Genomic DNA, 26998 nt, shown 5'->3' on the forward strand with positions numbered 1-26998 from the left:
CACAAGGCCCGTGCCGGGCACCTGCATCGCTCAAGCTCGACTCAAGGAGTTGCGTCATGGATGACGAGAAGTACGAACTCGACCGCCGGACCTACCACTCTGCCAAGGTCTCAGGAGTCCTGGCGGCTGCCATCACGGCATTCCTCGCCTTCAGCGTGTTCGAACTCTTCGGATTCGAGATCGTGGAGACCGCCACCTGGATGTTCGCACTCAGCCTCATGGCCGGTTCCGGAACATTCGTCGCCGTCTACATCGTGACCAGGTCGCGCCAGCGGAATCTGCGCTCCGCCGTCTAGTCGACTGCCGGCGCCACCGGGGTGATCCCGAAGGGTGCCAGACCGGCCACTCCCCCATCCTCAGCAGTGAGTACCCAGACTCCCCTGTCATGCCTGGCCACGCTGTGCTCCCAATGGCTGGCCCGTGACCCATCGGCGGTGACAGCGGTCCAGTCGTCGGCCAAGGTCACGGTCTCGGACCCGCCGGCGGTGAGCATCGGTTCGATCGCCAGGCACATCCCCGGCTTGATCTTCGGACCGTTGGACTTCGCACGGTAGTTGAGCACCTCGGGCGCCATGTGCATGGACGTGCCGATCCCGTGTCCGGTGAATTCCTCGACCAGCCCGAGTTCCGGGTGGGCTTCGGACACGAAATCGTCGATCGCATCGCCGATGTCACTGACCTTCGTCCCCGTGGCGAACGCGGCGATGCCCGCCCACATCGCTGCCTCAGTGGCACGGGACAGTGCGAGATCGGCGGCCGAGGCACTCTCCTCACCGCCGACGATCATGGTGATCGCGGAGTCCCCGTGGAAACCCTCGACGATCGCGCCGCCGTCGATGGAGACGAGGTCTCCCTCTGCGAGCACTCGTGACCCGGGGATCCCGTGCACGATCTCCTCGTTGACGGAGATGCACACGACAGCGGGGAAGCCCTGATAGCCCTTGAAGTTCGAAGCGGCTCCGGCCGCGTCGATGACGGCCTCGGCGGCGGTGTCCACCTCGGCGGTGGTTGCACCCGGGACCGCGGCTGCCCGTGCTGCGTCGAGCACGGCGTGTGTGACCAGGCCCGCCTTGCGCATGCTCAGCAGCTGCCGATCGGTCTTAAGTTCGATCCGGGGACCGAAGATCATCGAATGGTGTCGAGGATGCGCTCGGTGATCTCGGAGACCTCGCCGAGCCCGTCGACCTGACGCAGGAGTCCGCGTTCACGGTAGATGTCGGTCAGCGGCTGGGTCTGCTCTTCGTAGACGTCGAGGCGGTGACGCACCACGTCCTCGCTGTCGTCGCTGCGTCCCTCGGTCTGTGCCCGGGCCAGCAGACGGGCGACGACCTCGTCGGTGTCGGCGGTGAGCTCGACGACGTGTTCGATCTCCTTGCCCTCCGCTGCCAGCATCCGATCGAGTTCGTCGACCTGGGCGCTGGTGCGGGGGTATCCGTCGAGCAGGAAGCCCTCGGCGGCATCATCCTGGGCGAGTCGATCGGCGACCATGGAGTTCGTCACCTCGTCGGGGACGTATTCTCCGGCGTCCATATACCGCTTGGCGAGTGTGCCGAGTTCAGTCTCACCCTTCACGTTCGCCCGGAAGATGTCACCGGTCGAGATCGCCGGGACGCCGAGCGCCTCGGAGAGTCGGGCAGCCTGGGTGCCCTTGCCGGCGCCGGGAGGGCCGATCAGGATGATGCGTGAACTCATGAGTGTCCTTCTTCCAATGGATTTCCGCGGTCTCTGGGTGACTGCGTCAGATCAGCGCAACAGACCTTCGTAGTGCCGCTGCTGCATCTGCGCGTCGATCTGCTTGACGGTCTCGAGCCCGACGCCGACGACGATGAGCAGTGAGGTGCCGCCGAACGGGAAGTTCTGGTTCGCGTTGATGAGCACCAGCGCGATCAGCGGGATCAGCGCGACGAACGCCAGGTACAGGGAGCCCGGGAAGTTGATGCGGCTGAGCACGAAGCTCAGGTAGTCCGCTGTGGGGCGGCCCGCGCGGATGCCCGGGATGAAGCCGCCGTACTTCTTCATGTTGTCCGCGACCTCTTCGGGGTTGAACGTGATCGCCACGTAGAAGTAGGCGAAGAAGATCGTCAGCAGCGCATAGACCGTGATGTAGAGCGGGTGGTCTCCGCGGGTGAAGTAGGTGTTGATCCATTCGACCCACGGGCTCTCCGGATCGCCGAACTGCGAGACCAGGCTGGGCAGGTAGAGAACCGAGGAGGCGAAGATCACGGGGATCACGCCGGCCATGTTGACCTTGATCGGGATGTAGGTCGAGGTGCCGCCGAACATCCGCCGGCCGACCATGCGCTTGGCGTACTGCACGGGCACGCGTCGCTGCGACTGCTCGACGAAGACGACGAGCGCGACGAGGACGAGTCCGACCGCGAGGACGATGATGAAGATATCGACGCCCTGCTCGCGGAGGATGGCTCCCAGCGAGGACGGGAAGGCCGCGGCCACCGAGGTGAAGATGAGCAGTGACATGCCGTTGCCGACTCCGTGTTCGGTGATCTGCTCGCCGAGCCACATGATCAGGCCGGTGCCGGCGGTGAGGGTGAGGACGAGGACCGCGATGCCCCACCAGGTGTCATTGACGATGAGGTTGTCACAGCCTTCGATGCCGCCGAACAGCGCGCCCGAACGGACAGTGGCGATCAGCGTCGTCGAGTTGAGCACGGCGAGGCCGATGGTCAGGTAGCGCGTGTACTGCGTCAGCTTCGCCTGACCGGAGGCACCTTCTTTGTGCAGGGACTCGAAGCGCGGAATGACCACGCGCAGGAGCTGAACGATGATGCTGGCGGTGATGTATGGCATGATGCCCAGAGCGAAGATCGACAGCTGCAGCAGCGCGCCGCCGCTGAAGAGGTTGATCATCGCGAATCCGCCCTCGTTGAGCTGCGGGGAAGCAACGCATTCCTGGACCTGGGTGTAGTCGATGCCGGGGGAAGGGATGAACGATCCGAGTCGGAAGATGACAAGAATGCCCAGGGTGAAGAGGAGTTTGTTCCTCAGGTCGGGCGTTCTGAAAGCCCTCCGGATTGCGCCGATCAAGCGTCCTCCTCGTTGGGGGATGGAAAGTCAGGGTCGCGGCCGCGACCTGGCGAATGAGACAAATACCTGCAAAAGACTACCAGGATCAGGGGCCTGGACCGAAACCGGCGAGCTCTGCGAGACGGCACGCAGAAGGGGACGGCCACAATGTGGCCGTCCCCTTCTTCAGAGAAACCTCAGACCCGCTGTGCGGGAGCTGTTCAGGCTCCTGTGGCGCTTCCGCCTGCTGCCTGGATCTTCTCGACGGCAGAGCCCGAGAACTTATCCGCAGTGATGTTCAGGGCCACGGTGATCTCACCGGTGCCGAGAACCTTCACAGGCTGCTTGGGACGCACGGCACCCTTGGCCACGAGGTCGGCGACGGTGACGTCTCCGCCCTCGGGGAACAGGGATGACAGCTTGTCGAGGTTGACAACCTGGAACGTCACCTTGGCCGGGTTCTTGAATCCGCGCAGCTTCGGCAGACGCATCTGCATGGGTGTCTGTCCACCCTCGAAGCCGGCAGGGACCTGGTAACGGGCCTTGGTGCCCTTGGTTCCGCGACCGGCCGTCTTGCCCTTCGAAGCCTCACCGCGACCCACACGGGTCTTCGCGGTCTTGGCTCCGGGGGCGGGACGGAGGTCGTGGAGCTTCAGTGAGTCGTTGTTCGACATATCAATCGACCTCTTCCACAGTCACGAGGTGACGCACGACGTTGATCATGCCCCGGATCTCCGGGCGATCCTCGTGCACCACGACGTCGTCGATCCGCTTCAGCCCGAGCGAACGCAGCGAATCACGCTGGTTCTGCTTGCCGCCGATTTCGGATTTGCGCTGAGTAACTTTGAGCTTTGCCATCAGGACTTCGCCCCGCTTTCTGCCGCTGCGCGAAGCAGCGCGTGCGGTGCGACCTCGTCCACGGGCAGTCCGCGGCGAGCCGCGACTTCCTCGGGACGCTCAAGGCTCTTGAGAGCAGTGATGGCCGCGTGCACGATGTTGATTGCGTTCGACGAACCCAGCGACTTGGACAGGATGTCCTGGACGCCTGCGGCATCGAGCACCGCGCGGACGGGTCCGCCGGCGATGACACCCGTACCGGGGGCAGCCGGACGCAGCAGGACGACGCCGGCTGCTTCCTCTCCCTGGACCGGGTGGGGAATGGTCTTCTGGATGCGGGGAACCCGGAAGAAGTTCTTCTTCGCCTCCTCGACACCCTTGGCAATGGCTGCAGGAACTTCCTTCGCCTTGCCGTAGCCCATTCCGACCATGCCGTCTCCGTCACCGACGACGACGAGTGCCGTGAAGGAGAACCGACGTCCGCCCTTGACGACCTTCGACACGCGGTTGATTGTGACGACGTGCTCGATGAACTGGTTCTTCTCTTCACGGTCGCCGCGTCCACCGCGACCGCCGCGTCCGCCGCCTTCGCCGCGTCCGCGACCCTGGCCGCCCTGTCCACCCTGGCCGCGGCCACGGGAGGAGCGGTCACCGCTGTTGTCGGTGCGGGTCTCGGCAGATGCCTGCTGTTCGTTATTCTCTTCAGTGCTCATAGGGCCAATCCTCCTTCACGGGCACCTTCGGCGATCGCCTGCACGCGACCGTGGTAGGCGTTGCCCCCGCGGTCGAACACGACGGCTTCGATTCCGGCGTCCTTGGCGCGCTGAGCAACCAGCTCGCCGACCTTGCGGGCCTTGCCGGTCTTGTCACCGTCGAATGTCCGCAGATCCGCTTCCATGGTGGAGGCCGAGATCAGGGTCTTGCCGACGGTGTCGTCGATGACCTGGACAAAGACGTGGCGCGTTGAACGAGTCACTGAGAGACGAGGACGTTCGGCCGTACCGCTGACATGCTTGCGCAGACGTGCGTGACGGCGCTTGCGAGCCGCAGCCCTGCCCTTGCCGTAGCTTTCCTTCTTGCCAAAGGCCATCTTTACTTACCAGCCTTTCCGACTTTGCGACGGACATTTTCGCCGGCGTAGCGCACACCCTTGCCCTTGTAGGGTTCAGGCTTGCGCAGCTTCCGGATGTTGGCAGCGGTCTCTCCGACCAGCTGCTTGTCGATGCCGTGGACCGCCAGCTTGGTCTGTCCGTCGACGCTGAAGGAGATGCCCTCAGGAGGTTCGACGGTGATCGAGTGGCTGTAGCCGAGAGCGAACTCGAGGTTCGATCCCTTGGCCAGCACACGGTAACCGGTGCCGACGATCTCGAGGGACTTCGAATAGCCCTCGGTCACACCGACCACCATGTTGTTGATCAGGGTGCGGGAGAGGCCGTGCAGGGAACGCGATTCGCGCTCCTCGTCCGGACGCTCCACCGTCACGACGCCGTCTTCGAGCGATACGGTGATCGGCTCGGCGATGGTGACGGACAGTTCGCCCTTCGGTCCCTTGACGGCGACATCCTGGCCGTCGACCTTGACCTCGACGCCGCTGGGAACGGAGATCGGGTTCTTGCCAATGCGTGACATACTTCTCTCTCCTTCCTTACCAGACGTAGGCGAGGACTTCCCCACCCACACCTTTCTTTGCGGCCTGTCGGTCCGTCAGGAGACCTGAGGAGGTCGACAGGATGGCGATGCCGAGTCCACCGAGGACCTTGGGCAAGTTGGTCGACTTCGCGTAGACGCGGAGTCCGGGCTTCGACACGCGGCGGAGGCCGGCGATCGAACGCTCACGGTTGGGACCGAACTTGAGGTCCAGGAGCAGGGTCTTGCCGACCTGAGCGTCTTCGACGCTCCAGTCGGTGATGTAGCCCTCGCTCTTGAGGATCTCAGCGATATTCGACTTCAGCTTCGAGAACGGCATGCTGACGTCCTCGTGGTAAGCCGAGTTGGCGTTGCGCAGACGTGTCAGCATGTCTGCGACTGGATCAGTCATTGTCATTTGGGCTCCAGCCCTTCCTCGTTACGGTTTCCGCCCACATTCGTGCTTGGACCTGCAACGTAGCGATTATTTTGTCTTGAACGGGAACCCGAGGTGACGCAGCAGTGCACGTCCCTCATCGTCGGTCGCCGCCGTGGTCACAACGGTGATGTCCATACCACGGACACGGTCGATGCGATCCTGGTCGATCTCGTGGAACATCGACTGCTCCGTGAGACCGAAGGTGTAGTTTCCGTTGCCGTCGAACTGACGATCCGAGAGGCCGCGGAAGTCGCGGATTCGCGGAAGTGCCAGCGAGATGACACGGTCGACGAATTCCCACATCCGAGCTCCGCGCATGGTCACGTGGGCGCCGATGGGCTGACCTTCGCGCAGCTTGAACTGTGCGATGGACTTGCGGGCCCGCGTCACGACCGGCTTCTGACCGGTGATCAGGGTCAGGTCGTTGACGGCGCCTTCGATCAGCTTGGAATCGCGTGCTGCGTCTCCCACACCCATGTTCACGACGACCTTGGTCAGACCGGGAACCTGCATGGGGTTGGCGTAGTTGAACTCGTCCTGCAGCTTGCTCACGATCTCTTCGCGGTAGACCTGCTTGAGACGTGGCGCGGGACGGCTGGTGGTTGTTTCCGTCATCAGATCTCCTCCCCGGTGCGACGCGAGTAGCGAACCCGAACGGTCTTGGTGCGACCGTCGCGCTCGACGCTCTCCTCGCGGTATCCGACGCGGGTGGGCTTGTTGTCCTTGGGATCAACGAGCGCCACGTTGGACACGTGGATGGGGGCTTCGTGAGTCTCACGGCCGCCGGCGGTGCCGCCGGCCTGAGTCTGCGTTGCCTTCTTGTGCTTGATCACGCGGTTGACGCCCTCGACGAGGACGCGGTTGCGTTCGGGGTAGACGGCAAGGACCTTGCCCTGCTTCCCCCGGTCGCCGCCCCGTGACTCACGAGCGCCTGCGATCACCTGGACGAGATCGCCCTTCTTGATCTTGAGCTTGTCCGCCATGCTCACAACACCTCCGGTGCCAGGGAGACGATCTTCATGAACTTCTTATCGCGCAGTTCGCGTCCCACGGGTCCGAAGATACGGGTTCCGCGCGGTTCGCCGTCGTTCTTGAGGATGACAGCTGCATTCTCGTCGAACTTGATGTACGAACCGTCGGGACGGCGACGCTCCTTGGCCGTGCGAACGATGACGGCCTTGACGACGTCACCCTTCTTCACGTTTCCACCAGGGATAGCGTCCTTGACGGTGGCCACGATGGTGTCACCGATCGAGGCGTAGCGCCGACCGGAGCCACCCAGGATCCTGATGGCCAGGATCTGCTTGGCGCCAGTGTTGTCGGCGACTTTGAGTCGCGACTCTTGCTGAATCACTATTTTCTCCTGTCGTCGCGCTGGTTCTCACGCGTGATATGCATGAGCCTTGCGGAACGGATTCATTGACATTTCGCCCCATTCCCGGTGGCCGCCCGCGACCCTGGGACAGGGCCGCGGGCGGGACCGGGTGGGAGGGACGGCGTTGGCTTACTTGGCGCGTTCGATGATCTCGACGAGCCGCCAGCGCTTCGCGGCCGAAACCGGCCGCGTCTCGGCCACGAGGACGAGGTCGCCGATGCCGGCGCTGTTCTCCTCATCGTGCACCTTGTACTTGACCGACTTGCGCAGGACCTTGCCGTAGAGGCGGTGCTTCATCCGCTCCTCAACCTCGACGACGATGGTCTTCTGCATCTTGTCGGACACAACGTATCCACGCACGGTCTTGCGGGTGTTGCGCTCCGCAGCCGCGGACTCCGGCTTCGTGGTCTCCGCCATCACTTGTCCTCTTCCTTAGCGTCGGCGGGGTTCGGACGGATGTCCAACTCCCGCTCGTTGAGCACGGTGTAGATACGAGCGATGTCGCGACGCACTGCCTTGAGCCGACCGTGGCTCTCCAGCTGGCCGGTGGCCGACTGGAAACGCAGGTTGAAGAGCTCGGCCTTGGCCTTCTTGAGCTCCTCGAGCAGACGCTCGTTGTCGAAACCGTCCAGTGCGTCGATGGAAAGGTTCTTCGAACCGATTGCCATACTCACTCACCACCTTCGCGGGCCACGATGCGGGCCTTGAGCGGAAGCTTGTGAATCGCGAGACGCAGGGCCTCACGAGCAACTTCCTCGGACACACCGGCGAGTTCGAACATGACCCGTCCCGGCTTGACATTGGCGACCCACCACTCCGGCGAACCCTTACCGGAACCCATGCGGGTCTCGGCAGGCTTCTTCGTCAGCGGCTGGTCTGGGTAGATGTTGATCCACACCTTGCCGCCGCGCTTGATGTAGCGCGTCATGGCAATACGTGCGGCCTCGATCTGCCGGTTCGTGACATAGGCGGGCTCGAGAGCCTGGATGCCGTAGTCACCGAATGACACCGTGGTGCCACCCTTCGCTGCGCCGCCCCGCTTGGGGTGGTGCTGCTTGCGGAACTTCACTCGACGAGGGATCAACATGGCTCAGCCCTCCGATCCGGCCTCAGCCGCGGGGGCTTCGGCGCTGTTCTCAGTGTTACGGGCCTGGTCACCTCGGCGCGGTGCGCCTTCCTGACCACGTCCGCGGCCACCACGACCACGCCCACGGCCCTTGGGGCCACGAGCAGCAGGAGCCTTGGCCTGCTCTGCGGCAAGCTCCTTGTCGGTCATGTCGCCCTTGTAGATCCACACCTTGACGCCGATGCGTCCGAACGTGGTGTGGGCTTCGTGGAGACCGTAGTCGATGTTCGCGCGCAGGGTGTGCAGGGGCACACGGCCTTCGCGGTAGAACTCGGAACGGCTCATCTCAGCACCGCCGAGACGGCCCGAGCACTGCACGCGGATGCCCTTGGCACCGGCACGCTGAGCGCTCTGGATCGCCTTGCGCATCGCGCGGCGGAAGGCCACGCGGCTGGCGAGCTGCTCGGCAACACCCTGAGCGACGAGCTGCGCGTCGATCTCCGGGTTCTTCACCTCAAGGATGTTGAGCTGAATCTGCTTGCCGGTGAGCTTCTCGAGCTGACCGCGGATGCGATCGGCTTCGGCTCCGCGGCGTCCGATGACGATGCCCGGACGTGCGGTGTGGATGTCCACGCGGACACGGTCACGTGTGCGCTCGATGTTGACCTTCGAGATGCCGGCCCGTTCGAGGCCCTTGGTCATCAGTTCGCGGATCTTCACATCTTCGAGCACGTAGTCCTTGTAACGCTGACCCGGCTTCGTCGAGTCAGCGAACCACTTGGATTTGTGATCCGTGGTGATTCCGAGACGGAATCCGTTCGGATTGATCTTCTGGCCCATTAGCGGTTCCCCTTCCGGCTCTTGCGCTGAGGCAGGTCGTCACCGCTGGCCAGGACCACGGTCACGTGGCATGTGCGCTTCTCAATGCGAAAAGCGCGACCCTGAGCACGCGGGCGGAACCGCTTCATGGTCGGTCCCTCGTCCACGAATGCTTCGGAGATGACCAGTTCGTTCTCGTCGAACGCAACGCCTGTCTCGTCGGCCCGGACACGCGCATTGGCGATGCCGGAGGCAACGAGCTTGTAAATCGGATCTGATGCCGACTGTTCTGCAAACTTCAACACTGCAAGTGCTTCGGTCGCCTGCTGACCACGAATGAGGTCGACGACGCGCCGAGCCTTGCGAGGCGTGACGCGCAGGTAACGCGCCTTAGCCTTGGCTTCCATCGCTTCCTTCTCTCTTGTCTAGGATCGCTCGAGTCCCCCGCCTCAGCGGCGGCGACCCTTGCGATCGTCCTTTTCGTGGCCACGGAACGTCCGTGTCGGTGCGAACTCGCCAAGCTTGTGTCCGACCATCGATTCGGTGATGAAGACAGGGACATGCTTGCGTCCGTCATGTACTGCGATGGTGTGTCCCAGGAAGTCCGGGATGATCATCGAGCGACGAGACCATGTTTTGATGACGTTTTTGGTGCTCTTCTCGTTCTGGCGAGCCACCTTCTGGTAGAGGTGTTCGTCGACGAAAGGACCCTTTTTGAGGCTACGAGGCATAAGTCAGTACTCCAATCAGCGCTTCTTGCCGGTCCGGCGACGGCGCACGATGTACTTGTCGCTCTCTTTGTTCGGCCGGCGTGTGCGGCCTTCTGGCTGACCCCACGGGCTGACCGGGTGACGACCACCCGAGGTACGGCCCTCGCCACCACCATGCGGGTGATCGATCGGGTTCATGACGACACCACGCACGGAGGGGCGCTTGCCCTTCCAACGCATCCGGCCTGCTTTGCCCCAGCTGATGTTCGACTGCTCGGCATTGCCGACCTCGCCGATCGTGGCACGGCAGCGCGCATCGACGTTGCGGATTTCGCCCGAAGGCATCCGCAGCTGAGCGAAACGGCCGTACTTCGCCACGAGCTGCACGGACGAACCGGCAGAACGGGCGATCTTGGCTCCGCCACCGGGACGCATCTCAACTGCGTGCACCACGGTGCCGACGGGGACATTGCGCAGGGCGAGGTTGTTGCCCGGCTTGATGTCTGCACCCGGTCCGGCTTCCACCTGTGCGCCCTGCTTGAGGTTCTGCGGGGCGATGATGTAGCGCTTCTCTCCGTCTGCGTAGTGCAGCAGAGCGATCCGCGCGGTGCGGTTCGGGTCGTATTCGATGTGTGCCACCTTCGCCGGAACGCCATCTTTGTCATGGCGGCGGAAATCGATGACACGGTACTGACGCTTGTGGCCGCCGCCCTGATGGCGAGTGGTCACGCGTCCCTGACTGTTGCGGCCGCCGCGCTTGGGCAGCGGACGCAGAAGCGACTTCTCCGGTGTAGACCGGGTCACTTCGACGAAGTCGGCGACCGACGAGCCACGGCGGCCCGGAGTCGTCGGCTTGTGCTTACGGATTCCCATGAGTCTTGTCCTTCTTTGACGAAGGATCGCTTAGAGCGATCCACCGAAGATGTCGATTGATCCGTCCTTGAGGGCGACAATGGCACGCTTGGTGTCCTTGCGCTTTCCCCAACCGGTGCGGGTGCGGCGGCGCTTGCCCTGGCGATTCAGGGTGTTGACCTTGGCGACCTGCACATCGAAGATCGATTCAATGGCGTGCTTGATCTCGGTTTTGTTCGAGTTCTGGTCGACGATGAAGGTGTACTTCCCCTCATCCATCAGACTGTAGGTCTTCTCCGAGACGACCGGTGCGACGATGATGTCACGCGGGTCCTTGAAGTTCAGACTCATGATGCGTCCTCCGATTCGCGGTTTCCGCCCAGGAACGACTGCAGCGCGGCCTCGGTGAACACGATGTCATCGGCGAGCAGCACATCATAGGTGTTGAGCTGATCGGACGTGAGCACGTGGACGTGAGGCAGGTTGCGCACGCTCAGGTAGGTGAGCTCGTCGTCACGGTCGAGCACCACGAGGGTGTTCTTACGGTCGGACAGGCCGGCCAGTGCGGCCTTCGCCTGCTTGGTCGACGGCGCATCGCCGGAGATCAGGTTCTTCATCACGAAGACCTGATCGAGGCGTGCACGATCGGACAGCGCACCGCGCAGGGCGGCGGCCTTCATCTTCTTCGGCGTCCGCTGCGAGTAGTCGCGAGGCACCGGTCCGTGGACGATTCCACCGCCGTTGTACTGAGGAGCGCGGATCGAACCCTGACGGGCGTTGCCGGTTCCCTTCTGACGGTAGGGCTTGCGGCCACCACCGCGGACCTCGGAGCGGGTCTTGGTCTTGTGCGTACCCTGGCGGGCTGCTGCCAGCTGGGCGACGACGACCTGGTGGATCAGCGGCACGTTGGTCGGCACACCGAAGACCTCGGCGGGCAGATCAACGGAACCGGCCTTGGCACCGGCGGCGTCGAGGACGTCGACTGTCTTGACATCAGTCATATCGTTCAGGCCTCCTTCACGGCCGAGCGAACGAGAACGACTCCACCCTTGGGGCCGGGAACGGCGCCCTTGATGAGCAGGAAGTTGTTCTCGGTGTCCACGGCGTGGATGGTGAGGTTCTGGGTGGTGTGCTTGACCGCGCCCATCCGGCCGGCCATGCGCATGCCCTTGAACACGCGACCAGGTGTCGCGGCTCCGCCGATCGAACCCGGCTTGCGGTGGTTGCGGTGCTGACCGTGCGAGGCGCCGACGCCGTGGAAGCCGTGACGCTTCATGACGCCTGCGGTGCCCTTGCCCTTGGTCTTGGCGGTCACGTCGACCTTGATCCCGGCGTCGAAGGTGTCGACTCCGAGTTCCTGGCCGAGTGCGTAGTCAGCAGCATCTGCGGTGCGCAGCTCGACGAGGTGACGGCGTGGGGTCACGCCGGCCTTCTCGAAGTGGCCGGCAGTCGGCTTGTTGACCTTGCGCGGATCGATCTCGCCGAACGCGATCTGCACAGCGGGGTAACCATCGGTTTCCTCGTTGCGGACCTGCGTCACGACGTTGTTCCCGGTGGCCACAACGGTCACCGGCACGAGCTTGTTCTGCTCATCCCACACCTGGGTCATGCCCAGTTTGGTTCCCAGAAGGCCTTTGACCTTGCGGGTGGTCGGGAGAGCTGAGGAACGATTGTTCGCCATGTTTCCCTCCCTTAGAGCTTGATCTCGATGTTGACATCGTCGGCGAGGTCGAGACGCATGAGCGAATCGACTGCCTTCGGCGTCGGATCGACGATGTCGATCAGACGCTTGTGCGTGCGCATCTCGAAATGCTCACGGCTGTCCTTGTACTTGTGTGGCGAACGGATGACGCAGTACACGTTCTTCTCCGTTGGCAACGGCACGGGGCCCACTACAGTCGCACCTGCGCGAGTGACGGTGTCCACGATCTTTCGTGCGGCACTGTCAATCACAGCGTGGTCGTACGACTTGAGCCGAATGCGGATCTTCTGTCCCGCCATGGCGTCGTCTCTTTCTTTAGTTGCTTCCGGCCATCAACCGACAGTCGATCTGGGATGACTGTGGTCTGTGCCGGCTGACCATGACCGACCCCCGAGGTCGGGCGTGTCGGCTAATCCTGGCGGAGAATCTCGCGATTCCTCCGCCAAGGCCGACGGCGCTTTCTACTCATTGGCTGCTCGGTCCGAACCCGCTGATTCGCAGATTCATCGATCCGATAGTGTTTCGGGCTGTTCGCGGCATTTCTGCCGCAGTGCAGGGGTCAACGCCCAAAACGCAACTTCACTATCTTGTCACATACCACTTCATCCGCGCAATTCCGGGCCTATGGGCTGTGAGCGATCTCTCAGGCGCGCTGCTGCTGCTCCCGTGCGCGCTCGAGTGCCCGGCGGCGGGCGGCTTCGGAGGCGTCGGCGAGGCGCTGCGCATTCTCCGGATCCCGGGTCAGATTCTCCCCCGTTTCGGGATCGAATACCATCACCTTGGCGGGGTCGAACCACAGCTGGACCTCATCGCCCTCGGCGACGGCGGTCGAGGGATCGAGTGCGGCCACCACCTGGGTGCGCGTGCCTTCTCCGTCGAGATCCCGGTCCAGCTCCTCGAGTGCCTTCCTGATCTCGGGTGCGGCTTCGAACGGGAGGTAGGCGTAGACCTCGTTGCCCAGCCACTCCGTGACGTCGACCTCCGCGGTCAGCAGCGCACCGCTCGAACGCTTGGCTTCGTCGAGGGCCGCGGCATCGTGGAAGTCCTCCGGCCGGATTCCGGCCACGAGGTAGCGCGGGGCCTCGCGCAGCTTCGCCGATCGCGCCTCGGGCAGGGAGAACGTCCCGAACGGCGAATGCAGCGCGCCGTCGACGTTCTCCACCGGCAGGAAGTTCATCGGCGGAGAGCCGATGAAGCCGCCGACGAACAGGTTGACAGGCTCGTCGTAGAGCTCCTGCGGACTCGCGTACTGCTGGAGCACGCCCTTCTTCAGCACCGCCACCTTGTCACCGAGGGTCATCGCCTCGGTCTGGTCGTGGGTGACGTAGACGGTGGTGACGGCCAGGTTGCGCTGCATCCGCGAGATCTCCGTGCGCATCTGGATCCGGAGCTTGGCGTCGAGGTTCGACAGGGGTTCGTCGAACAGGAAGGCGTTGGCATCACGGACGATCGCCCTGCCCATGGCGACGCGCTGGCGCTGGCCGCCGGAGAGGTTCGCCGGCTTCCGATCGAGGTGATCGCCGAGCTCGAGCAGCGTGGCGGCACGGTTGACCCGCTCGTCGATCTCCGCCTTGCTGTACTGGCCTTTGGTCAGCATCAGCGGGAAGGCGATGTTCTCCGCCACACTCAAGTGCGGATAGAGCGCGTAGTTCTGGAACACCATGGCCAGATTGCGTTCACGCGGAGCGGCATCGTTGATCAGCTCGTCATCGATGCGGAGTTCGCCGTTCGTGATGTCCTCGAGTCCGACGATCATCCGCAGCAGCGTCGACTTCCCCGAACCGGAGGGGCCGACGAGGATGACGAACTCCCCCTCGGCGATGTCGAGACTGACGTCGTTGATCGCGGGGTAGCCGTCGCCGTAGCGCTTGACGATGTTCTTCAGTTCGATCACGGACATGGCCGTTGACTCCGTTCGGATGGGTGCGGTACCGACAGGCTGTAGAGCTGAGACGGGCTCGGTTGGCTGCGCATCGTCAGCCCTTGACCGCGCCGGAGGTGAGGCCGCTGACGATCTGGCGCTGGAAGAGCAGGACGATGATGATGATCGGGACCGTGACGACGATGGCGGCGGCGGAGATCGCTCCGGCCGGTTCCTCGAACTGGCTGGCCCCGGTGAAGAAGGACAGCGCCGCCGGCACCGGTCTGGCCGCCGAGGTCGAGGTCAGCGAGATGCCGTAGACGAAGTCGTTCCAGGCGATGAAGAAGGCGATGATCGCCGTCGTGAACACACCGGGCGCGGCCAGCGGGACGATGACCTTCCGGAAGGCTTGGAAGCTCGTCGCTCCGTCGACCTGCGCGGCCTGCTCGAGCTCCCACGGGATCTGCCTGAAGAAGGCCGCGAGCGTCCAGATCGAGATGGGCAGGGTCAGCGAGAGATACGGGATGATCAGTCCCGCCCAGGTGTCGTAGAGACCGATGGCCGACCAGATGCGGAACAGCGGGGTGACCAGGGAGATGACCGGGAAGATGGAGACTGCCAGGGCCATCGTGAGGATGAACTTCTTGCCCGGGAAGTCGAGGCGGGCCACCGCGTAGGCCGTGAGCGTGGCCAGCACCACGGCGATGAGCGTGGCGATGAGGCAGATGCCGATCGAGTTGACCAGCGCCGGAAGGAACAGGTCTTTGGCCGCTCCGGTGAAGATGAGTTCGTAGTTCGACCAGTCCACCGCCGTGGGCCAGAACTTCCGGTTGGCGACATCCCCCGCAGATTTCAGGGACAGGGAGACGATCCACAGCACGGGGAAGAGCGCGTAGACGGCGACGACGAGGCTGATGACGATCCACCAGATCGTGTGTCTGCGACCGGACATCGTCACTCACCCCTCGCCTGGGCCAGATCGACCTTGAAGATTCTGATGAAGATGAAGCAGATGAGCGCGACGCTGAGGAAGAGCAGCACCGACAGCGCCGAGCCCATGCCCAGCTGCAGCTGTCCGATCGACTGGTTGTAGGTGAGGAAGGAGACCGTGGCGGTGTCTTGGGCTCCTGCTGTCATGACGAACACGGAGTCGAAGACCCGGAAGGCGTCGAGGGTGCGGAAGAGGAGGGCGACCATGATCGCGGCTTTCATATTGGGAATGATCACCTTCGACATCCGCTGCCACCAGGTGGCGCCGTCGACGGTCGCCGCCTCGAGCATGTCACCGGGGATCTGGGCGAGCCCGGAGAGCAGGAGGAGGGAGATGAATGGGGTGGTCTTCCAGATCTCCGCTGCGCAGATGACGAGGAAGGACGACCAGAAGTCGCCGAACCAGTCGAATCCCGGCATCGACAGCCAGGTGCCGACGAAGCCGGTGCCGAGGTCGAAGGCGTATTTCCAGGAGAATGCGGCGACGACGGTGATGATGCCGTAGGGGATGAGGATCGCCGTGCGCACCCAGGGACGCACGGACTTCAGCGCATTGAGCATGACCAGCGCGAGGGCGAAGCCGAGGACGAGTTCGACGGCGACGGTGACGACGGTCAGCAGCAGGGTCACCCAGATCGTCTGCCACCACAGCGGGTCGGTGAGGATGACGAGGTAGTTGTGTCCCCAGTTGACGAACCGGTTGTCGGGGTCCGTGAGGCGGTAGTTGAAGAACGAGTAGTACACGGCCTGCAGGATCGGGTAGCCGGTGACGGCCAGCAGGATGATCACGGCCGGCGCCGAGAGCAGCCACCCGAGCTTCATCTCGCCCTTGGCGCGGTTCGACAGACGCGAGCTCACAGCAGCCTCTCCCCTCGCAGGATCTCGAGGATGAACCGCTGGGAGCTCGCGGGCGTCCTCTCCGGGTCGACGCTGCCCGGCGGGTGCCAGGACTTCTGGATTCCGCCGGTCACCTCGTTGTAGTAGGGGGTCAGCGGACGTGCCGCCGAGCGTTTGAGGGATTCGGCGATGACCTCAGCGGCGGGGAATTCCTTCTGCACCTCGGGATCGTCGAAGGCCGCCAGGTTCGAGGGCGCATTTCCGTCAGAGAGGAAATAGGCGCTCTGTCGTTCCGGTTGGCGGATGCAGTCGACGGCCCGGTAGGCGAGATCCTGATGTTCGGAGAAGGCCCCGACGCCGAGGTTGATCCCACCCAGGGGCGGACTCGATTCCTCGGCCTCGTCGACCTGGGGGTAGAACGTCCAGCCGATGTCCTCGAGGAGGCTCTCCTCGAGGACTCCGTCATCGACCGAGGCCTTCGTCGCGGCGTAGATGAACGGCCAATTCACCATGAACCCGCCGTCGTCGCTCTGGAATTCGAGCATCGCGGCGTTCTCGTCGAGATTGCTCAGCTGGGGTCCGCCGACTCCGGTCTCGCCGATCTTCGCCATGATCGCGGCGGCCTTCTCTCCGGCCTCGGTGTCGATGCCCAGCTCCACCTCGGCGGCACCGTCGGAGTCGGGGTTCGTCACGATCGCCCCACCGGCGGATTCGATCATGGCGTTGAGCCACACGGTCAGGGACTCGGCCCTGATCCCCTGCACCCCGACGCGCTTGTCCTCCTGGGCCGCCGCGTCGATGATCTGATCCCAGGTGACCGGTTTCGACATGTCGAGGCCGGCGGCCTTCGCGACGGATTTGCGGTACCAGAGCAGCTGCGTATTGGCCCAGAATGGGGTGGCGACCAGTTCGTCCTGACGGGTCGAGGACTCCACCGAAGAGGGGATGACGCCGTCGGTGAACTCCTCGATGTAGTCGTCGGGGACCGGTGCCAGATAGTCGGCATTGGCCATCTCGGCGACGTAGACCGGGTCGAGGCTCATGATGTCGATCGAGGAATCCTCCGAAGCCAGACGTCTGACCAGCTGCTCACGCTGGCCCGGTGCGTCATTGGGCAGCAGGCTCGTCGAGATCCGATAGGCACCGTCGGCCTCCGCAGTGCAGTCCGCGGCGATGCTCGCCTGTCCCCCGTTGTCCGGGTTGATGTACCAGGTCAGCGTCGGTGTGGCGGCGTCCGCTGCGCAGCCGCTGGCGCCCACGAGTCCGAACAGGACGGTTGCGGCCATGACGGTGCGCCATCTCCCCCGGGTTCTTGCCGTGTGCTTCATTCCACCGTCCGCCGGTCTTCTCTGACTTCGAATTTCACTCGCTTGTGACTCAGGTTACCCCGGATTGCACAGAAAGTTATCAGTCGAGCGCCCACCAGATTGCGGCGGGTGCCGCGAGCACCCGACCCTGCAGGCACCCGGGCCGGCTGGAGGTGAGGATCCGCCCGTCCGGCAGCTCCGCGATCGTGCGCGCCCCATCGCCGAGGTTGGCGATGACGAGCGTCTTCGCCTCACCGGCCGTGACGACGAAGGCAAGCAGACCGTGGTCGGGCTCGTTGAGATCGTGCCAGGCGAAGCTTCCGCGACCTAGTCCGCGTCTCCGGCGGATCTGCAGCAGGCGACGGTAGAGATGGAGCATCGAGTTCGGTTCGGCCTCCTGCCGATCGACGGCGAACTCGCCGAAGCCCTCGGGTTGGGGCAGCCATGTCGGTGTCGCTAGGGCGGTACCGAACCCCAGATGGGGCTCTCCGGCCGACCAGGGCAGAGGAATCCGAGCCCCGTCCCGGCCGAGCTCGGTGCCCTGACTGCGGACGAACACCGGGTCCTGCCTCTGCTCGGGCTGCAGCTCGGTGTGTTCGGGCAGGCCGAGCTCGTCTCCCTGAAAGACGTACGCCGAGCCGGGAAGTCCGAATTCGATGAGCGCAAGTGCCGCGGCGCGCTGTCGTCCGAGCTCCCGGTCGGGCTGCGGATCGTCCGGACCGATCCCCCGCTGGTGGGCAGGAGCATTCTCGAGGCCGAAGCGGCTGGCGTGTCGGACGGTGTCGTGGTTCGAGAGCACCCAGGTCGGCGCGCTCCCGACCTTCTCTGCCGCAGCATAGGTCTCGTCGATCGTGGTGTGGAGTCCTGGAGCTCTGTGCCCGGCCATGAGGAAGGTGAAGTTGAAGGCCTGGTCCATCTCCCCCGGGCGAACGTAGCGGAAGAGTCGTTCGAGCGGTTCGACCCAGGCCTCGGCCACGAGGATCCGCTGCCCGGGATAGTCGTCGAGAACCTGCCGCCAGGACCGGTAGATCTCGTGCACGCCTTCCTGGTCGAAGAACGGTGAGACATCGGACTGCGCCGGAGATCCGAACGGGGCCGTCGCATCGGACTGCGCAGTCGATGCGGGCTCAGGGTCCGCCTCGGCGAGGGTCTGATCGGGCAGCCCTGCTGCCTTGACGAGACCGTGGGCGACGTCGACGCGAAAGCCGTCGACGCCGCGGTCGAGCCAGAAGCAGAGAACTTCCTCGAACTCGGCGTGCACGGCGGGATCGGTCCAGTTGAGGTCCGGTTGGCTGGGGTCGAAGAGGTGCAGATACCACTGACCGTCCTCGTCGGTGCGTGTCCATGCGGGTCCGCCGAAGACCGAGCTCCAGTTGTTCGGCGGCAGCTCTCCGTCGGCACCGCGACCGGGACGGAAGTGGTAGCGGCTCCGGGCCGCGGATACCCCCGGACCCGCTGCCAGCGCTTCCCGGAACCAGCGGTGTCGTGAGGAGGTGTGGTTGGGCACGAGGTCGACGATGACCTTCAGCCCGAGTCCGTGGGCCCGACCGAGCAGTTCGTCGAAGTCGGCCAGGCTGCCGTAGAGAGGATCGACGTCGCAGTAGTCGCTGACATCGTAGCCGGCGTCGTTCTTCGGTGAAGGGTAGAACGGTGAGAGCCAGAGGGCGTCGACGCCGAGTCGCACAAGGTGGTCGAGGTGGGCGATCACGCCGCGCAGATCGCCGCTGCCATCCCCGTTGCCGTCTGCGAAGGATCGCGGGTAGATCTGGTAGATCACTGCGTCCCGCGCCCAATCCTGTGCGGGATTCCGTTCTCCTGTGCTCATCGCAGACTCACCTGTGCTCATGGACCGTCGTTCTCCTTCTCACCGCCGGGACGTCGAGCAGCGTGTGCTCCGGAGTTTCAGGATACAGATGCGGCAAGGGCCGCAATCGAATCGATTGCGGCCCTTGCCGGTGGAGCTGGTGACTCAGATCAGGCGACGATCTTGGTGACTCGACCGGCGCCGACGGTGCGTCCACCCTCGCGGATAGCGAAGCGGAGGCCGTCCTCCATGGCGATCGGCTGGATCAGCTCGACCGACATGTCGGTGTTGTCGCCGGGCATGACCATCTCGGTGCCTTCGGGCAGCGTGATGACGCCGGTGACGTCCGTGGTCCGGAAGTAGAACTGCGGACGGTAGTTCGAGTAGAACGGGTTGTGGCGTCCACCCTCGTCCTTGCTCAGGATGTAGACCTGGCCTTCGAACTTCGTGTGCGGGGTGATCGAACCCGGCTTCACGATGACCTGGCCGCGCTCGACGTCTTCGCGCTTGGTGCCGCGAAGCAGCAGTCCCACGTTCTCACCTGCACGTGCGTCAGGCAGAGTCTTGCGGAACATCTCGATGGCGGTGACGGTCGTCTTCGACGACTTCTCCTTGATGCCGACGATCTCGATCTCGTCGTTCGGCAGGAGGACGCCGCGCTCGACACGACCGGTGACGACGGTTCCACGACCGGTGATCGTGAAGACGTCCTCGACGGGCATGAGGAACGGCTTGTCGACGTCGCGCTCCGGCTCGGGAACGTTGTCGTCGACCTGCTGCATGAGGTCTTCGACGCTCTTGACCCACTTCTCGTCGCCTTCCAGCGCCTTGAGAGCGGACACCTGGACGACAGGAGCGTTGTCTCCGTCGAAGTCCTGGCTCGAGAGCAGGTCGCGAACCTCGAACTCGACGAGCTCGAGGAGCTCCTCGTCATCGACCATGTCGGACTTGTTCAGTGCGACGACGATGTAGGGAACGCCGACCTGGCGAGCCAGCAGAACGTGCTCGCGGGTCTGCGGCATCGGACCGTCGGTGGCGGCGACCACGAGGATCGCGCCGTCCATCTGAGCAGCACCGGTGATCATGTTCTTGATGTAGTCGGCGTGACCAGGGGCATCGACGTGAGCGTAGTGACGCTTCTCGGTCTGATACTCAACGTGCGAGACGTTGATGGTGATGCCGCGCTCCTTCTCCTCAGGTGCGTTGTCCACCTGGTCGAAGGCGCGAGCTTCGTTGAGATCTGGGTACTTGTCCGCGAGCACCTTGGTGATCGCTGCGGTCAAGGTGGTCTTTCCGTGGTCAACGTGGCCGATGGTGCCGATGTTGACGTGCGGCTTAGTCCTATCGAAACTAGCCTTTGCCACTGGGTTCCTCCTCGTGGTTGTCAGAAGATATGCGGTTCATATCTTAGACCTTTGTTGGTTATCTTTCATGCCGATGACCATGTTCTTGGTCACCGGTTCGACCGGGGACCGGAGATTACTCTCCGCCACGCATCTTCTGGACGATCTCCTCGGCAACAGCCTTGGGGACCTCCGCATAGCTGGAGAAGGTCATCGAGTACACCGCACGACCCTGGGTCTTCGACCGCAGATCCCCGATGTAACCGAACATCTCCGACAGCGGGACCATAGCCTTGACGACCTTCACACCGGAAGCATCGTCCATGGACTGAATCTGGCCACGCCGGGAATTCAGGTCGCCGATGACGTCACCCATGTATTCCTCAGGGGTGCGCACCTCGACGTCCATGACTGGTTCAAGCAGAACCGGGTTCGCCCGCTGGACAGCCTCTTTGAAGACCATCGAACCGGCGATCTTGAATGCCATCTCCGAGGAGTCGACATCGTGGTAGGCGCCGTCGACCAGGGTGGCCTTGACGCCGACCATCGGGTAACCGGCGAGGACACCGAGCTGCATGGCGTCCTGGATGCCGGCATCGACGCTCGGAATGTACTCGCGCGGAACGCGTCCGCCCGTGATGGCATTCTCGAACTCGTAAATCGTATCGCCTTCGACCTCGAGGGGTTCGAAGGTGACCTGGACCTTCGCGAACTGTCCCGATCCACCCGTCTGCTTCTTGTGGGTGTAGTCGTACTTCTCGACAGTGCGGCGAATGGTCTCACGGTAGGCGACCTGCGGCTTGCCGACGTTGGCCTCGACCTTGAACTCGCGACGCATGCGGTCGACGAGGATGTCGAGGTGAAGCTCGCCCATTCCGCGGATCACGGTCTGGCCGGTCTCGGGATCGAGTTCGACCTGGTAGGTCGGGTCCTCTTTGACGAACTTCTGGATGGCTGCCGACAGCTTCTCCTGGTCGCTCTTCGTCTTCGGCTCGATGGCCACGGAGATCACAGGCTCCGGGAAGGTCATCGACTCGAGGGCGATCGGGTTCGCAGGGTCGCTGAGCGTATCGCCGGTCGTCGTGTCCTTGAGACCGATGAAGGCGTAGATGTGGCCGGCGAAGGCCTCTTCGACAGGGTTCTCCTTGTTGGAGTGCATCTGGAAGAGCTTGCCGACGCGTTCCTTCTTGCCCGAGGTGGTGTTGAGCACCGGCTCGCCGGACTTGACGTGACCGGAGTACACGCGCACATAGGTCAGCGCACCGAAGAACGGGTGCGTGGCGACCTTGAAGGCCAGGGCCGAGAACGGCTCGTCCTTCGAGGGCGTGCGGGTGAGCTCCTCTTCCTCGTTGCTCGGGTTGTGTCCGATCATCGGAGGCACGTCGAGCGGAGAGGGGAGGTAGTCGATGACCGCGTTGAGCATGGGCTGGACGCCCTTGTTCTTGTACGCGGAACCGCACATCACCGGGAAGGCGGAGGAGTTGACGACGAGCGCACGGATGCCCGACTTGATCTCGTCGATCGTGAACTCTTCACCCTCGAGGTACTTCTCCATGAGCTCTTCAGTGCTCTCGGCGACATCCTCGACCAGCTGAGCCCGGTACTCCTCGGCCTTGGCCTGGAGGTCCGCCGGGATCTCGATCTCGGTCATGTCCTGACCCTTCTTGGACTCATCAGGCCAGATGTAGGCCTTCATCTCAAGCAGGTCGACGACACCTTCGAAGTCGTTCTCGGCACCGATGGGCAGCTGGATGACCAACGGCTTCGCACCGAGGCGGTCCTTGATGGTCTGCACGGTGAAGTAGAAGTCCGCACCGAGCTTGTCCATCTTGTTGACGAAGCACACACGCGGCACGTCGTACTTATCGGCCTGGCGCCACACGGTCTCGGACTGCGGTTCAACGCCTTCCTTACCGTCGAAGACAGCAACTGCACCGTCGAGGACGCGCAGCGAGCGCTCCACCTCGACCGTGAAGTCGACGTGACCCGGGGTGTCGATGATGTTGATCTGGTTGTCGTGCCAGTAGCAGGTGGTGGCGGCAGAGGTGATCGTGATGCCACGCTCCTGCTCCTGCTCCATCCAGTCCATCGTCGAGGCGCCGTCGTGGGTCTCGCCGATCTTGTAGTTCACACCGGTGTAGTAGAGGATGCGTTCGGTCGTAGTTGTCTTACCGGCATCGATGTGGGCCATGATGCCGATATTGCGGACCTTGTTCAGGTCGGTGAGCACGTCAAGTGCCACGGTGTCTCTCTCTCAATCGATGATTTGTTCGACTCCCCCGGCAACCCGGCCGGCAGATCTCGCGGACGAGATCCGCCGAACGGGTTGCGGAGCAGACGATTACCAGCGGTAGTGAGCGAAGGCCTTGTTGGACTCCGCCATCTTGTGAGTGTCCTCGCGACGCTTGACAGCGGCACCGAGGCCGTTGCTCGCATCGAGGATCTCGTTCATCAGTCGCTCGGTCATTGTCTTCTCACGACGCTGGCGGGCGTATCCCACCAACCAGCGCAGCGCCAATGTGGTCGAACGCGTCGGACGAACATCGACCGGCACCTGGTAGGTCGCACCGCCGACACGGCGGGAGCGGACCTCGAGGGACGGACGGATGTTGTCGAGAGCCTTCTTGAGGTTGACAACTGGGTCGTTGCCGTTCTTCTCGCGGGTGCCTTCGAGGGCACCGTAGACGATCCGCTCAGCGGTCGAGCGCTTTCCGTCAAGCAGGATCTTGTTGATCAGCTGGGTGACGAGCGGCGAGCTGAAGACCGGGTCAACGACGATCGGTCGCTTGGGTGCAGGACCTTTACGTGGCATTACTTCTTCTCCCTCTTCGCACCGTACTTGCTGCGGGCCTGCTGACGTCCCTTGACGCCCTGGGTGTCGAGCGAACCGCGCACAATGCGGTAGCGGACACCCGGCAGGTCCTTGACACGACCACCGCGCACGAGCACGATCGAGTGCTCCTGCAGGTTGTGTCCTTCACCTGGGATGTAGGCGGTCACCTCGATCTGGCTCGAAAGCTTGACACGAGCGACCTTGCGAAGAGCCGAGTTCGGCTTCTTGGGGGTAGTGGTGTACACACGGGTGCACACTCCACGACGCTGCGGGCTGCCCTTCAGGGCAGGAGCGTCGGATCCTGCTGGGTTGACATGTCGTCCCTTGCGGACGAGCTGCTGGATTGTCGGCACTAAGCGTTCTCCATTTGCTTCTCGATAGACCTAATTCCCAATTCCGGCCATGGCGAACGCCATGTCTGCGAACCGTGGGACATATCCGACTGGACACCGGGTGAAGCTCGGCTCCCGATGCCAGTAACCGCGCGAACCTGCGAACCCTGCGGTCGGGTGTGTCGCAAGGACACGGACTCACAGAAACGAGGATCGGCGGCCTGCTCCGAAGAATTCTCACTGAGGGTCCGAGCCTCACAGAACGCTCGGTAGGATCATTCGACGGTGCAGTTAACACAATCAGTCGCATTACAGAATATCGCGCCCGTGCACATCAGGTCAAAACCGGCCCCTGCGGCTCCGGGCTGTGACTCCGCGCGCGAAGGGGACCACGCCCCGCCTCGGCGCAGGGAAAGGCAGGCCTTCCTTGACTCATTCAAATGTAGACGGCATTCTGTTGCTGTGAGCGAGACGACTCAAGATCACGGGCAGGACTCCTCCGCAGCCTTGCGGAGCAGCTCTCTGCGCGTGACGAAGCAGAGGTCAGCGGTCCTCGATGCCGTGTGGGATCATCCGCACGCGGACACCGAGACCGTCATCAATTCTGTGCGCGAACGACTGCCCTCGGTTTCTCACCAGGCCGTCTACGACTCGCTTCACACGCTCACCGAGGTTGGACTCGTGCGGTGCATCCAGCCGTCCGGGTCCGTCGCCCGCTACGAAAGACGGATCGGGGACAACCACCACCACCTCGTGTGCCGTTCGTGCAATCTCATTGTCGATGTCGACTGCACGATCGGTCAGGCCCCGTGCCTGACACCTTCACACGACTCGGGATTCATCGTCGAACAGGCCGAGATCACGTTCTGGGGCCTGTGCCCCGAGTGTGCGGGATCGGAGTCTGGGCCGACGGATTCCGACTTGTCCCCTGCCGTCTGAGTCGGGTCAGACCCCGGCCGAGCCCCCAGTCCAGTCCTCTCTCCGATCTGTCTCCCAACGAGTCCGCAGCGGACTCGACCGCGAAAGGAACACGATGACCCAAACGACCACCGGCGGCTGCCCCGTCGCACACACGAGCTCGGCACCGGAACAGGAGCCGGACAACGAGAATCTCGTCACCCCCTTCCAGGGCGATGCGAACTCGCAATGGTGGCCCAACCGCCTCAATCTCAAGATCCTGGCCAAGGGACAGCCGGCCCGCAATCCGATGGACCCGGGCTTCGACTACGAGGCCGAGTTCAACAGCCTCGACTACTACCAGCTCAAGGCCGACATCGAAGAGCTGCAGAAGTCCAATGAGGCATGGTGGTCCGCCGACTTCGGTCACTACGGTCCTTTCATGATCCGCATGGCCTGGCACTCGGCCGGCACCTACCGCGTGCAGGACGGCCGTGGCGGCGGCGGTGAGGGCCAGCAGCGCTTCGCCCCGCTGAACTCGTGGCCGGACAACGTCTCGCTCGACAAGGCCCGGCGCCTGCTCTGGCCGATCAAGAAGAAGTACGGACAGAAGATCTCCTGGGCCGACCTCTTCATCCTCGCCGGCAATGTCGCCCTGGAATCGATGGGGTTCAAGACCTTCGGCTTCGCCGGTGGCCGCACGGACGTGTGGGAGCCCGACAACGACGTGTACTGGGGCTCGGAGTCCGAATGGCTGGGCACCGACAAGCGCTACGCGGGCAACCGCGAACTGCAGAAGCCTCTGGCCGCGACCACGATGGGTCTCATCTACGTCAACCCCGAAGGCCCGGAGGGCGAGCCCGATCCCGTCGCCGCCGCGCACGACATCCGCGACACCTTCGGACGGATGGCGATGAACGACGAGGAGACCGTCGCCCTCATCGCCGGCGGCCACACCTTCGGCAAGACCCACGGCGCTGGACCCGAGTCCCACAAGGCTGCTGACCCCGAGGCCGCTCCCCTGGAGGAGCAGGGCCTGGGCTGGAAGTCCGACTTCGGCAGCGGCCAGGGCAATGACTCCATCGGCTCGGGAATCGAGGTCACCTGGACCTACCACCCGACCCGCTGGGACAACGAGTTCTTCCACATCCTCTTCGCCTACGAGTGGGAGGTCTTCGAGAACGAGGGCGGTCACCTGCAGTGGCGTCCCAAGGACGGCGGCGGGGACGACATGGTCCCGATGGCCCAGGGTGACGGACGCCGTGAGCCGCGCATGCTCACCACCGACCTGTCGCTGCGCTTCGATCCGGCCTACGAGAAGATCTCGCGTCGGTTCAAGGACGATCAGAAGGCCTTCGAAGACGCCTTCGCCCGCGCCTGGTTCAAGCTCACCCACCGCGACATGGGACCGGCTACCCGCTACCTCGGTCCCGAGGCGCCGAGTGAGGAGCTCATCTGGCAGGATCCGGTTCCGGCCGGCACTCAGCTCGACAAGGGACAGCTCGAGGCCGTCAAGGCAGCCGTGCGCGAGTCCGGTCTGAGTGTGTCCCAGCTCGTCTCGACGACCTGGGCCGCCGCCTCCTCGCACCGCGTCTCCGATATGCGCGGCGGAATCAACGGCGGACGCCTCCGCCTCGAGCCGCAGCGCAGCTGGGAGGCCAATGAGCCTGCCAAGCTCGCCGAGGTGATCCCGGTTCTCGAAGGCATCGCCGAGCAGACCGGCGCCTCCTTCGCCGATGTCGTGGCGATCGCCGGTGCCGTAGGCATCGAAACCGCTGCCGCTGCCGCCGGCCACGAGATCACCGTGCCGGTCTCCACCGGCCGCGGAGATGCCAGCCAGGAGCAGACCGACGTCGATTCCTTCGGCTACCTCGAGCCGACCCACGACGGGTTCCGCAACTACCTTACGGAGGGTCTGCCGCTCAAGGCCGAGTACCTGCTGCTCGATCAGGCCAGCCTGCTAGGCCTCACCCCTCCGGAGCTGACCGTGCTCATCGGCGGCCTCCGGGTCCTCGGAGCGAACTACGAGGATTCCGAGCTCGGCGTGTTCACGCAGCGTCCGGGTGAGCTGACGAACGACTTCTTCGTCAACCTGCTCGAACTCGGCAATGTGTGGAAGCCGATCGGCCCCTCCGAGACCGCCAACGTCTACGAGTGCTACTCTCCCGAGGGTGAGAAGCTGTGGACGGGCAGCCGGGTCGATCTGCTCTTCGGTGCGAATTCCGAGCTGCGGGCCCTCGCCGAGGTCTACGCCTCCGACGATGCCCACGAGAAGTTCCTCGCGGACTTCGTCAAGGTCTGGTCCAAGGTCGTCGAGGCGGACCGCTTCGATCTCCACCGCTGA

At 63.7% G+C, this 26998-nt stretch carries 35 protein-coding genes; 3 read left to right on the forward strand and 32 right to left on the reverse strand.

The genetic code is table 11. From position 1 onward, the window contains the following. Positions 1-56: 56 nt before the first annotated feature. Complete coding sequence (locus ACH82I_RS05210) at positions 57-296, forward strand: hypothetical protein (protein ID WP_413335975.1); 240 nt, start codon at positions 57-59, stop codon at positions 294-296. Here the strand turns inward: ACH82I_RS05210 and map are convergent. From map to rpsL, 32 genes are all read right to left on the reverse strand, one after another. Beyond that, positions 293-1129 (reverse strand): type I methionyl aminopeptidase, encoded by an 837-nt coding sequence (gene map / locus ACH82I_RS05215; RefSeq protein WP_413335977.1) that lies wholly within the window; start codon positions 1127-1129, stop codon positions 293-295. The genes ACH82I_RS05210 and map overlap by 4 nt on opposite strands. Beyond that, positions 1126-1692 (reverse strand): adenylate kinase, encoded by a 567-nt coding sequence (locus ACH82I_RS05220; RefSeq protein WP_230746670.1) that lies wholly within the window; start codon positions 1690-1692, stop codon positions 1126-1128. Before ACH82I_RS05220 ends, map begins: the two co-directional genes overlap by 4 nt. Positions 1693-1743: 51 nt before the next feature. Continuing rightward, positions 1744-3045 carry a preprotein translocase subunit SecY gene (gene secY / locus ACH82I_RS05225; protein ID WP_230746678.1) on the reverse strand — a complete coding sequence of 434 codons (1302 nt, stop codon included), beginning with the start codon at positions 3043-3045 and terminating at the stop codon, positions 1744-1746. A 200-nt stretch (positions 3046-3245) separates the two neighbouring features. After that, positions 3246-3698 (reverse strand): 50S ribosomal protein L15, encoded by a 453-nt coding sequence (rplO, locus tag ACH82I_RS05230; RefSeq protein WP_230746687.1) that lies wholly within the window; start codon positions 3696-3698, stop codon positions 3246-3248. A 1-nt stretch (position 3699) separates the two neighbouring features. Further along, positions 3700-3882: a 50S ribosomal protein L30 gene (rpmD, locus tag ACH82I_RS05235; RefSeq protein WP_230746697.1), complete on the reverse strand. Its 183-nt coding sequence runs from the start codon at positions 3880-3882 to the stop codon at positions 3700-3702. After that, the gene (gene rpsE / locus ACH82I_RS05240) at positions 3882-4574 is read right to left on the reverse strand and encodes a 30S ribosomal protein S5 (protein ID WP_230746702.1); all 693 of its coding nucleotides are present in this window, start codon (positions 4572-4574) and stop codon (positions 3882-3884) included. The genes rpmD and rpsE overlap by 1 nt, the downstream gene beginning before the upstream one ends. After that, positions 4571-4951 (reverse strand): 50S ribosomal protein L18, encoded by a 381-nt coding sequence (gene rplR, locus ACH82I_RS05245; RefSeq protein WP_230746707.1) that lies wholly within the window; start codon positions 4949-4951, stop codon positions 4571-4573. The genes rpsE and rplR overlap by 4 nt, the downstream gene beginning before the upstream one ends. 2 nt (positions 4952-4953) lie before the next feature. Continuing rightward, on the reverse strand, positions 4954-5490 hold the full coding sequence (gene rplF, locus ACH82I_RS05250; RefSeq protein WP_230746708.1) for a 50S ribosomal protein L6: 537 nt from the start codon (positions 5488-5490) through the stop codon (positions 4954-4956). A gap of 16 nt (positions 5491-5506) precedes the next feature. After that, positions 5507-5905, reverse strand: a complete 399-nt coding sequence (gene rpsH, locus ACH82I_RS05255; RefSeq protein WP_230746714.1) for a 30S ribosomal protein S8 — start codon at positions 5903-5905, stop codon at positions 5507-5509. Between the two features lie 66 nt (positions 5906-5971). Then, positions 5972-6541: a 50S ribosomal protein L5 gene (gene rplE / locus ACH82I_RS05260; protein ID WP_230746724.1), complete on the reverse strand. Its 570-nt coding sequence runs from the start codon at positions 6539-6541 to the stop codon at positions 5972-5974. Next, positions 6541-6909: a 50S ribosomal protein L24 gene (gene rplX / locus ACH82I_RS05265; protein ID WP_230746726.1), complete on the reverse strand. Its 369-nt coding sequence runs from the start codon at positions 6907-6909 to the stop codon at positions 6541-6543. The genes rplE and rplX overlap by 1 nt, the downstream gene beginning before the upstream one ends. Positions 6910-6911: 2 nt before the next feature. Then, a complete protein-coding gene (rplN, locus tag ACH82I_RS05270) occupies positions 6912-7280 on the reverse strand; it encodes a 50S ribosomal protein L14 (protein ID WP_230746731.1) in 369 nt (122 codons plus the stop codon). A gap of 150 nt (positions 7281-7430) precedes the next feature. After that, positions 7431-7718: a 30S ribosomal protein S17 gene (rpsQ, locus tag ACH82I_RS05275; protein WP_230746738.1), complete on the reverse strand. Its 288-nt coding sequence runs from the start codon at positions 7716-7718 to the stop codon at positions 7431-7433. Continuing rightward, positions 7718-7969: a 50S ribosomal protein L29 gene (gene rpmC, locus ACH82I_RS05280; protein ID WP_230747230.1), complete on the reverse strand. Its 252-nt coding sequence runs from the start codon at positions 7967-7969 to the stop codon at positions 7718-7720. Before rpmC ends, rpsQ begins: the two co-directional genes overlap by 1 nt. A gap of 2 nt (positions 7970-7971) precedes the next feature. Further along, positions 7972-8388 (reverse strand): 50S ribosomal protein L16, encoded by a 417-nt coding sequence (gene rplP / locus ACH82I_RS05285; protein ID WP_230746746.1) that lies wholly within the window; start codon positions 8386-8388, stop codon positions 7972-7974. Positions 8389-8391: 3 nt separating this feature from the next. Beyond that, positions 8392-9207, reverse strand: coding sequence for a 30S ribosomal protein S3 (gene rpsC / locus ACH82I_RS05290; protein WP_230746748.1), 816 nt, complete (start codon positions 9205-9207; stop codon positions 8392-8394). Beyond that, positions 9207-9593, reverse strand: a complete 387-nt coding sequence (gene rplV / locus ACH82I_RS05295; RefSeq protein ID WP_413335983.1) for a 50S ribosomal protein L22 — start codon at positions 9591-9593, stop codon at positions 9207-9209. Before rplV ends, rpsC begins: the two co-directional genes overlap by 1 nt. A gap of 42 nt (positions 9594-9635) precedes the next feature. Further along, positions 9636-9917 (reverse strand): 30S ribosomal protein S19, encoded by a 282-nt coding sequence (gene rpsS, locus ACH82I_RS05300; RefSeq protein ID WP_230746756.1) that lies wholly within the window; start codon positions 9915-9917, stop codon positions 9636-9638. Between the two features lie 15 nt (positions 9918-9932). After that, the gene (gene rplB, locus ACH82I_RS05305) at positions 9933-10769 is read right to left on the reverse strand and encodes a 50S ribosomal protein L2 (protein ID WP_230746759.1); all 837 of its coding nucleotides are present in this window, start codon (positions 10767-10769) and stop codon (positions 9933-9935) included. A 30-nt stretch (positions 10770-10799) separates the two neighbouring features. Then, positions 10800-11099 carry a 50S ribosomal protein L23 gene (gene rplW, locus ACH82I_RS05310; protein WP_166970643.1) on the reverse strand — a complete coding sequence of 100 codons (300 nt, stop codon included), beginning with the start codon at positions 11097-11099 and terminating at the stop codon, positions 10800-10802. Next, positions 11096-11749 carry a 50S ribosomal protein L4 gene (gene rplD / locus ACH82I_RS05315; protein WP_413335986.1) on the reverse strand — a complete coding sequence of 218 codons (654 nt, stop codon included), beginning with the start codon at positions 11747-11749 and terminating at the stop codon, positions 11096-11098. The genes rplW and rplD overlap by 4 nt, the downstream gene beginning before the upstream one ends. 5 nt (positions 11750-11754) lie before the next feature. Continuing rightward, the gene (gene rplC / locus ACH82I_RS05320; protein WP_413335988.1) at positions 11755-12429 is read right to left on the reverse strand and encodes a 50S ribosomal protein L3; all 675 of its coding nucleotides are present in this window, start codon (positions 12427-12429) and stop codon (positions 11755-11757) included. Positions 12430-12440: 11 nt separating this feature from the next. Next, positions 12441-12749, reverse strand: coding sequence for a 30S ribosomal protein S10 (gene rpsJ, locus ACH82I_RS05325; RefSeq protein WP_009379191.1), 309 nt, complete (start codon positions 12747-12749; stop codon positions 12441-12443). A gap of 344 nt (positions 12750-13093) precedes the next feature. Beyond that, entirely contained in the window at positions 13094-14350 is a 1257-nt protein-coding gene (locus ACH82I_RS05330) for an ABC transporter ATP-binding protein (protein WP_413335991.1), read from the reverse strand. Between the two features lie 76 nt (positions 14351-14426). After that, positions 14427-15263: a carbohydrate ABC transporter permease gene (locus tag ACH82I_RS05335; RefSeq protein WP_413335993.1), complete on the reverse strand. Its 837-nt coding sequence runs from the start codon at positions 15261-15263 to the stop codon at positions 14427-14429. Between the two features lie 2 nt (positions 15264-15265). Then, a complete protein-coding gene (locus ACH82I_RS05340; RefSeq protein ID WP_413335995.1) occupies positions 15266-16159 on the reverse strand; it encodes a carbohydrate ABC transporter permease in 894 nt (297 codons plus the stop codon). Next, a complete protein-coding gene (locus ACH82I_RS05345; protein WP_413335997.1) occupies positions 16156-17466 on the reverse strand; it encodes an extracellular solute-binding protein in 1311 nt (436 codons plus the stop codon). Before ACH82I_RS05345 ends, ACH82I_RS05340 begins: the two co-directional genes overlap by 4 nt. Before the next feature lie 79 nt (positions 17467-17545). Continuing rightward, complete coding sequence (locus tag ACH82I_RS05350; protein ID WP_413335999.1) at positions 17546-19291, reverse strand: glycoside hydrolase family 13 protein; 1746 nt, start codon at positions 19289-19291, stop codon at positions 17546-17548. A gap of 128 nt (positions 19292-19419) precedes the next feature. Continuing rightward, a complete protein-coding gene (gene tuf, locus ACH82I_RS05355) occupies positions 19420-20613 on the reverse strand; it encodes an elongation factor Tu (RefSeq protein WP_230746775.1) in 1194 nt (397 codons plus the stop codon). A gap of 115 nt (positions 20614-20728) precedes the next feature. Beyond that, entirely contained in the window at positions 20729-22834 is a 2106-nt protein-coding gene (gene fusA / locus ACH82I_RS05360) for an elongation factor G (RefSeq protein ID WP_413336002.1), read from the reverse strand. A 99-nt stretch (positions 22835-22933) separates the two neighbouring features. After that, a complete protein-coding gene (gene rpsG / locus ACH82I_RS05365; protein WP_230746784.1) occupies positions 22934-23404 on the reverse strand; it encodes a 30S ribosomal protein S7 in 471 nt (156 codons plus the stop codon). After that, the gene (rpsL, locus tag ACH82I_RS05370; RefSeq protein ID WP_167951898.1) at positions 23404-23778 is read right to left on the reverse strand and encodes a 30S ribosomal protein S12; all 375 of its coding nucleotides are present in this window, start codon (positions 23776-23778) and stop codon (positions 23404-23406) included. Before rpsL ends, rpsG begins: the two co-directional genes overlap by 1 nt. A 441-nt stretch (positions 23779-24219) precedes the next feature. Here rpsL and ACH82I_RS05375 point away from each other — a divergent pair, with 441 nt between their 5' ends. Continuing rightward, positions 24220-24696 (forward strand): Fur family transcriptional regulator, encoded by a 477-nt coding sequence (locus ACH82I_RS05375; RefSeq protein ID WP_413336005.1) that lies wholly within the window; start codon positions 24220-24222, stop codon positions 24694-24696. 94 nt (positions 24697-24790) lie between these two features. After that, a complete protein-coding gene (katG, locus tag ACH82I_RS05380) occupies positions 24791-26998 on the forward strand; it encodes a catalase/peroxidase HPI (RefSeq protein ID WP_413336007.1) in 2208 nt (735 codons plus the stop codon).

This window comes from Brevibacterium sp. GP-SGM9 (genome assembly GCF_047300845.1).
Taxonomy (GTDB): domain Bacteria; phylum Actinomycetota; class Actinomycetes; order Actinomycetales; family Brevibacteriaceae; genus Brevibacterium.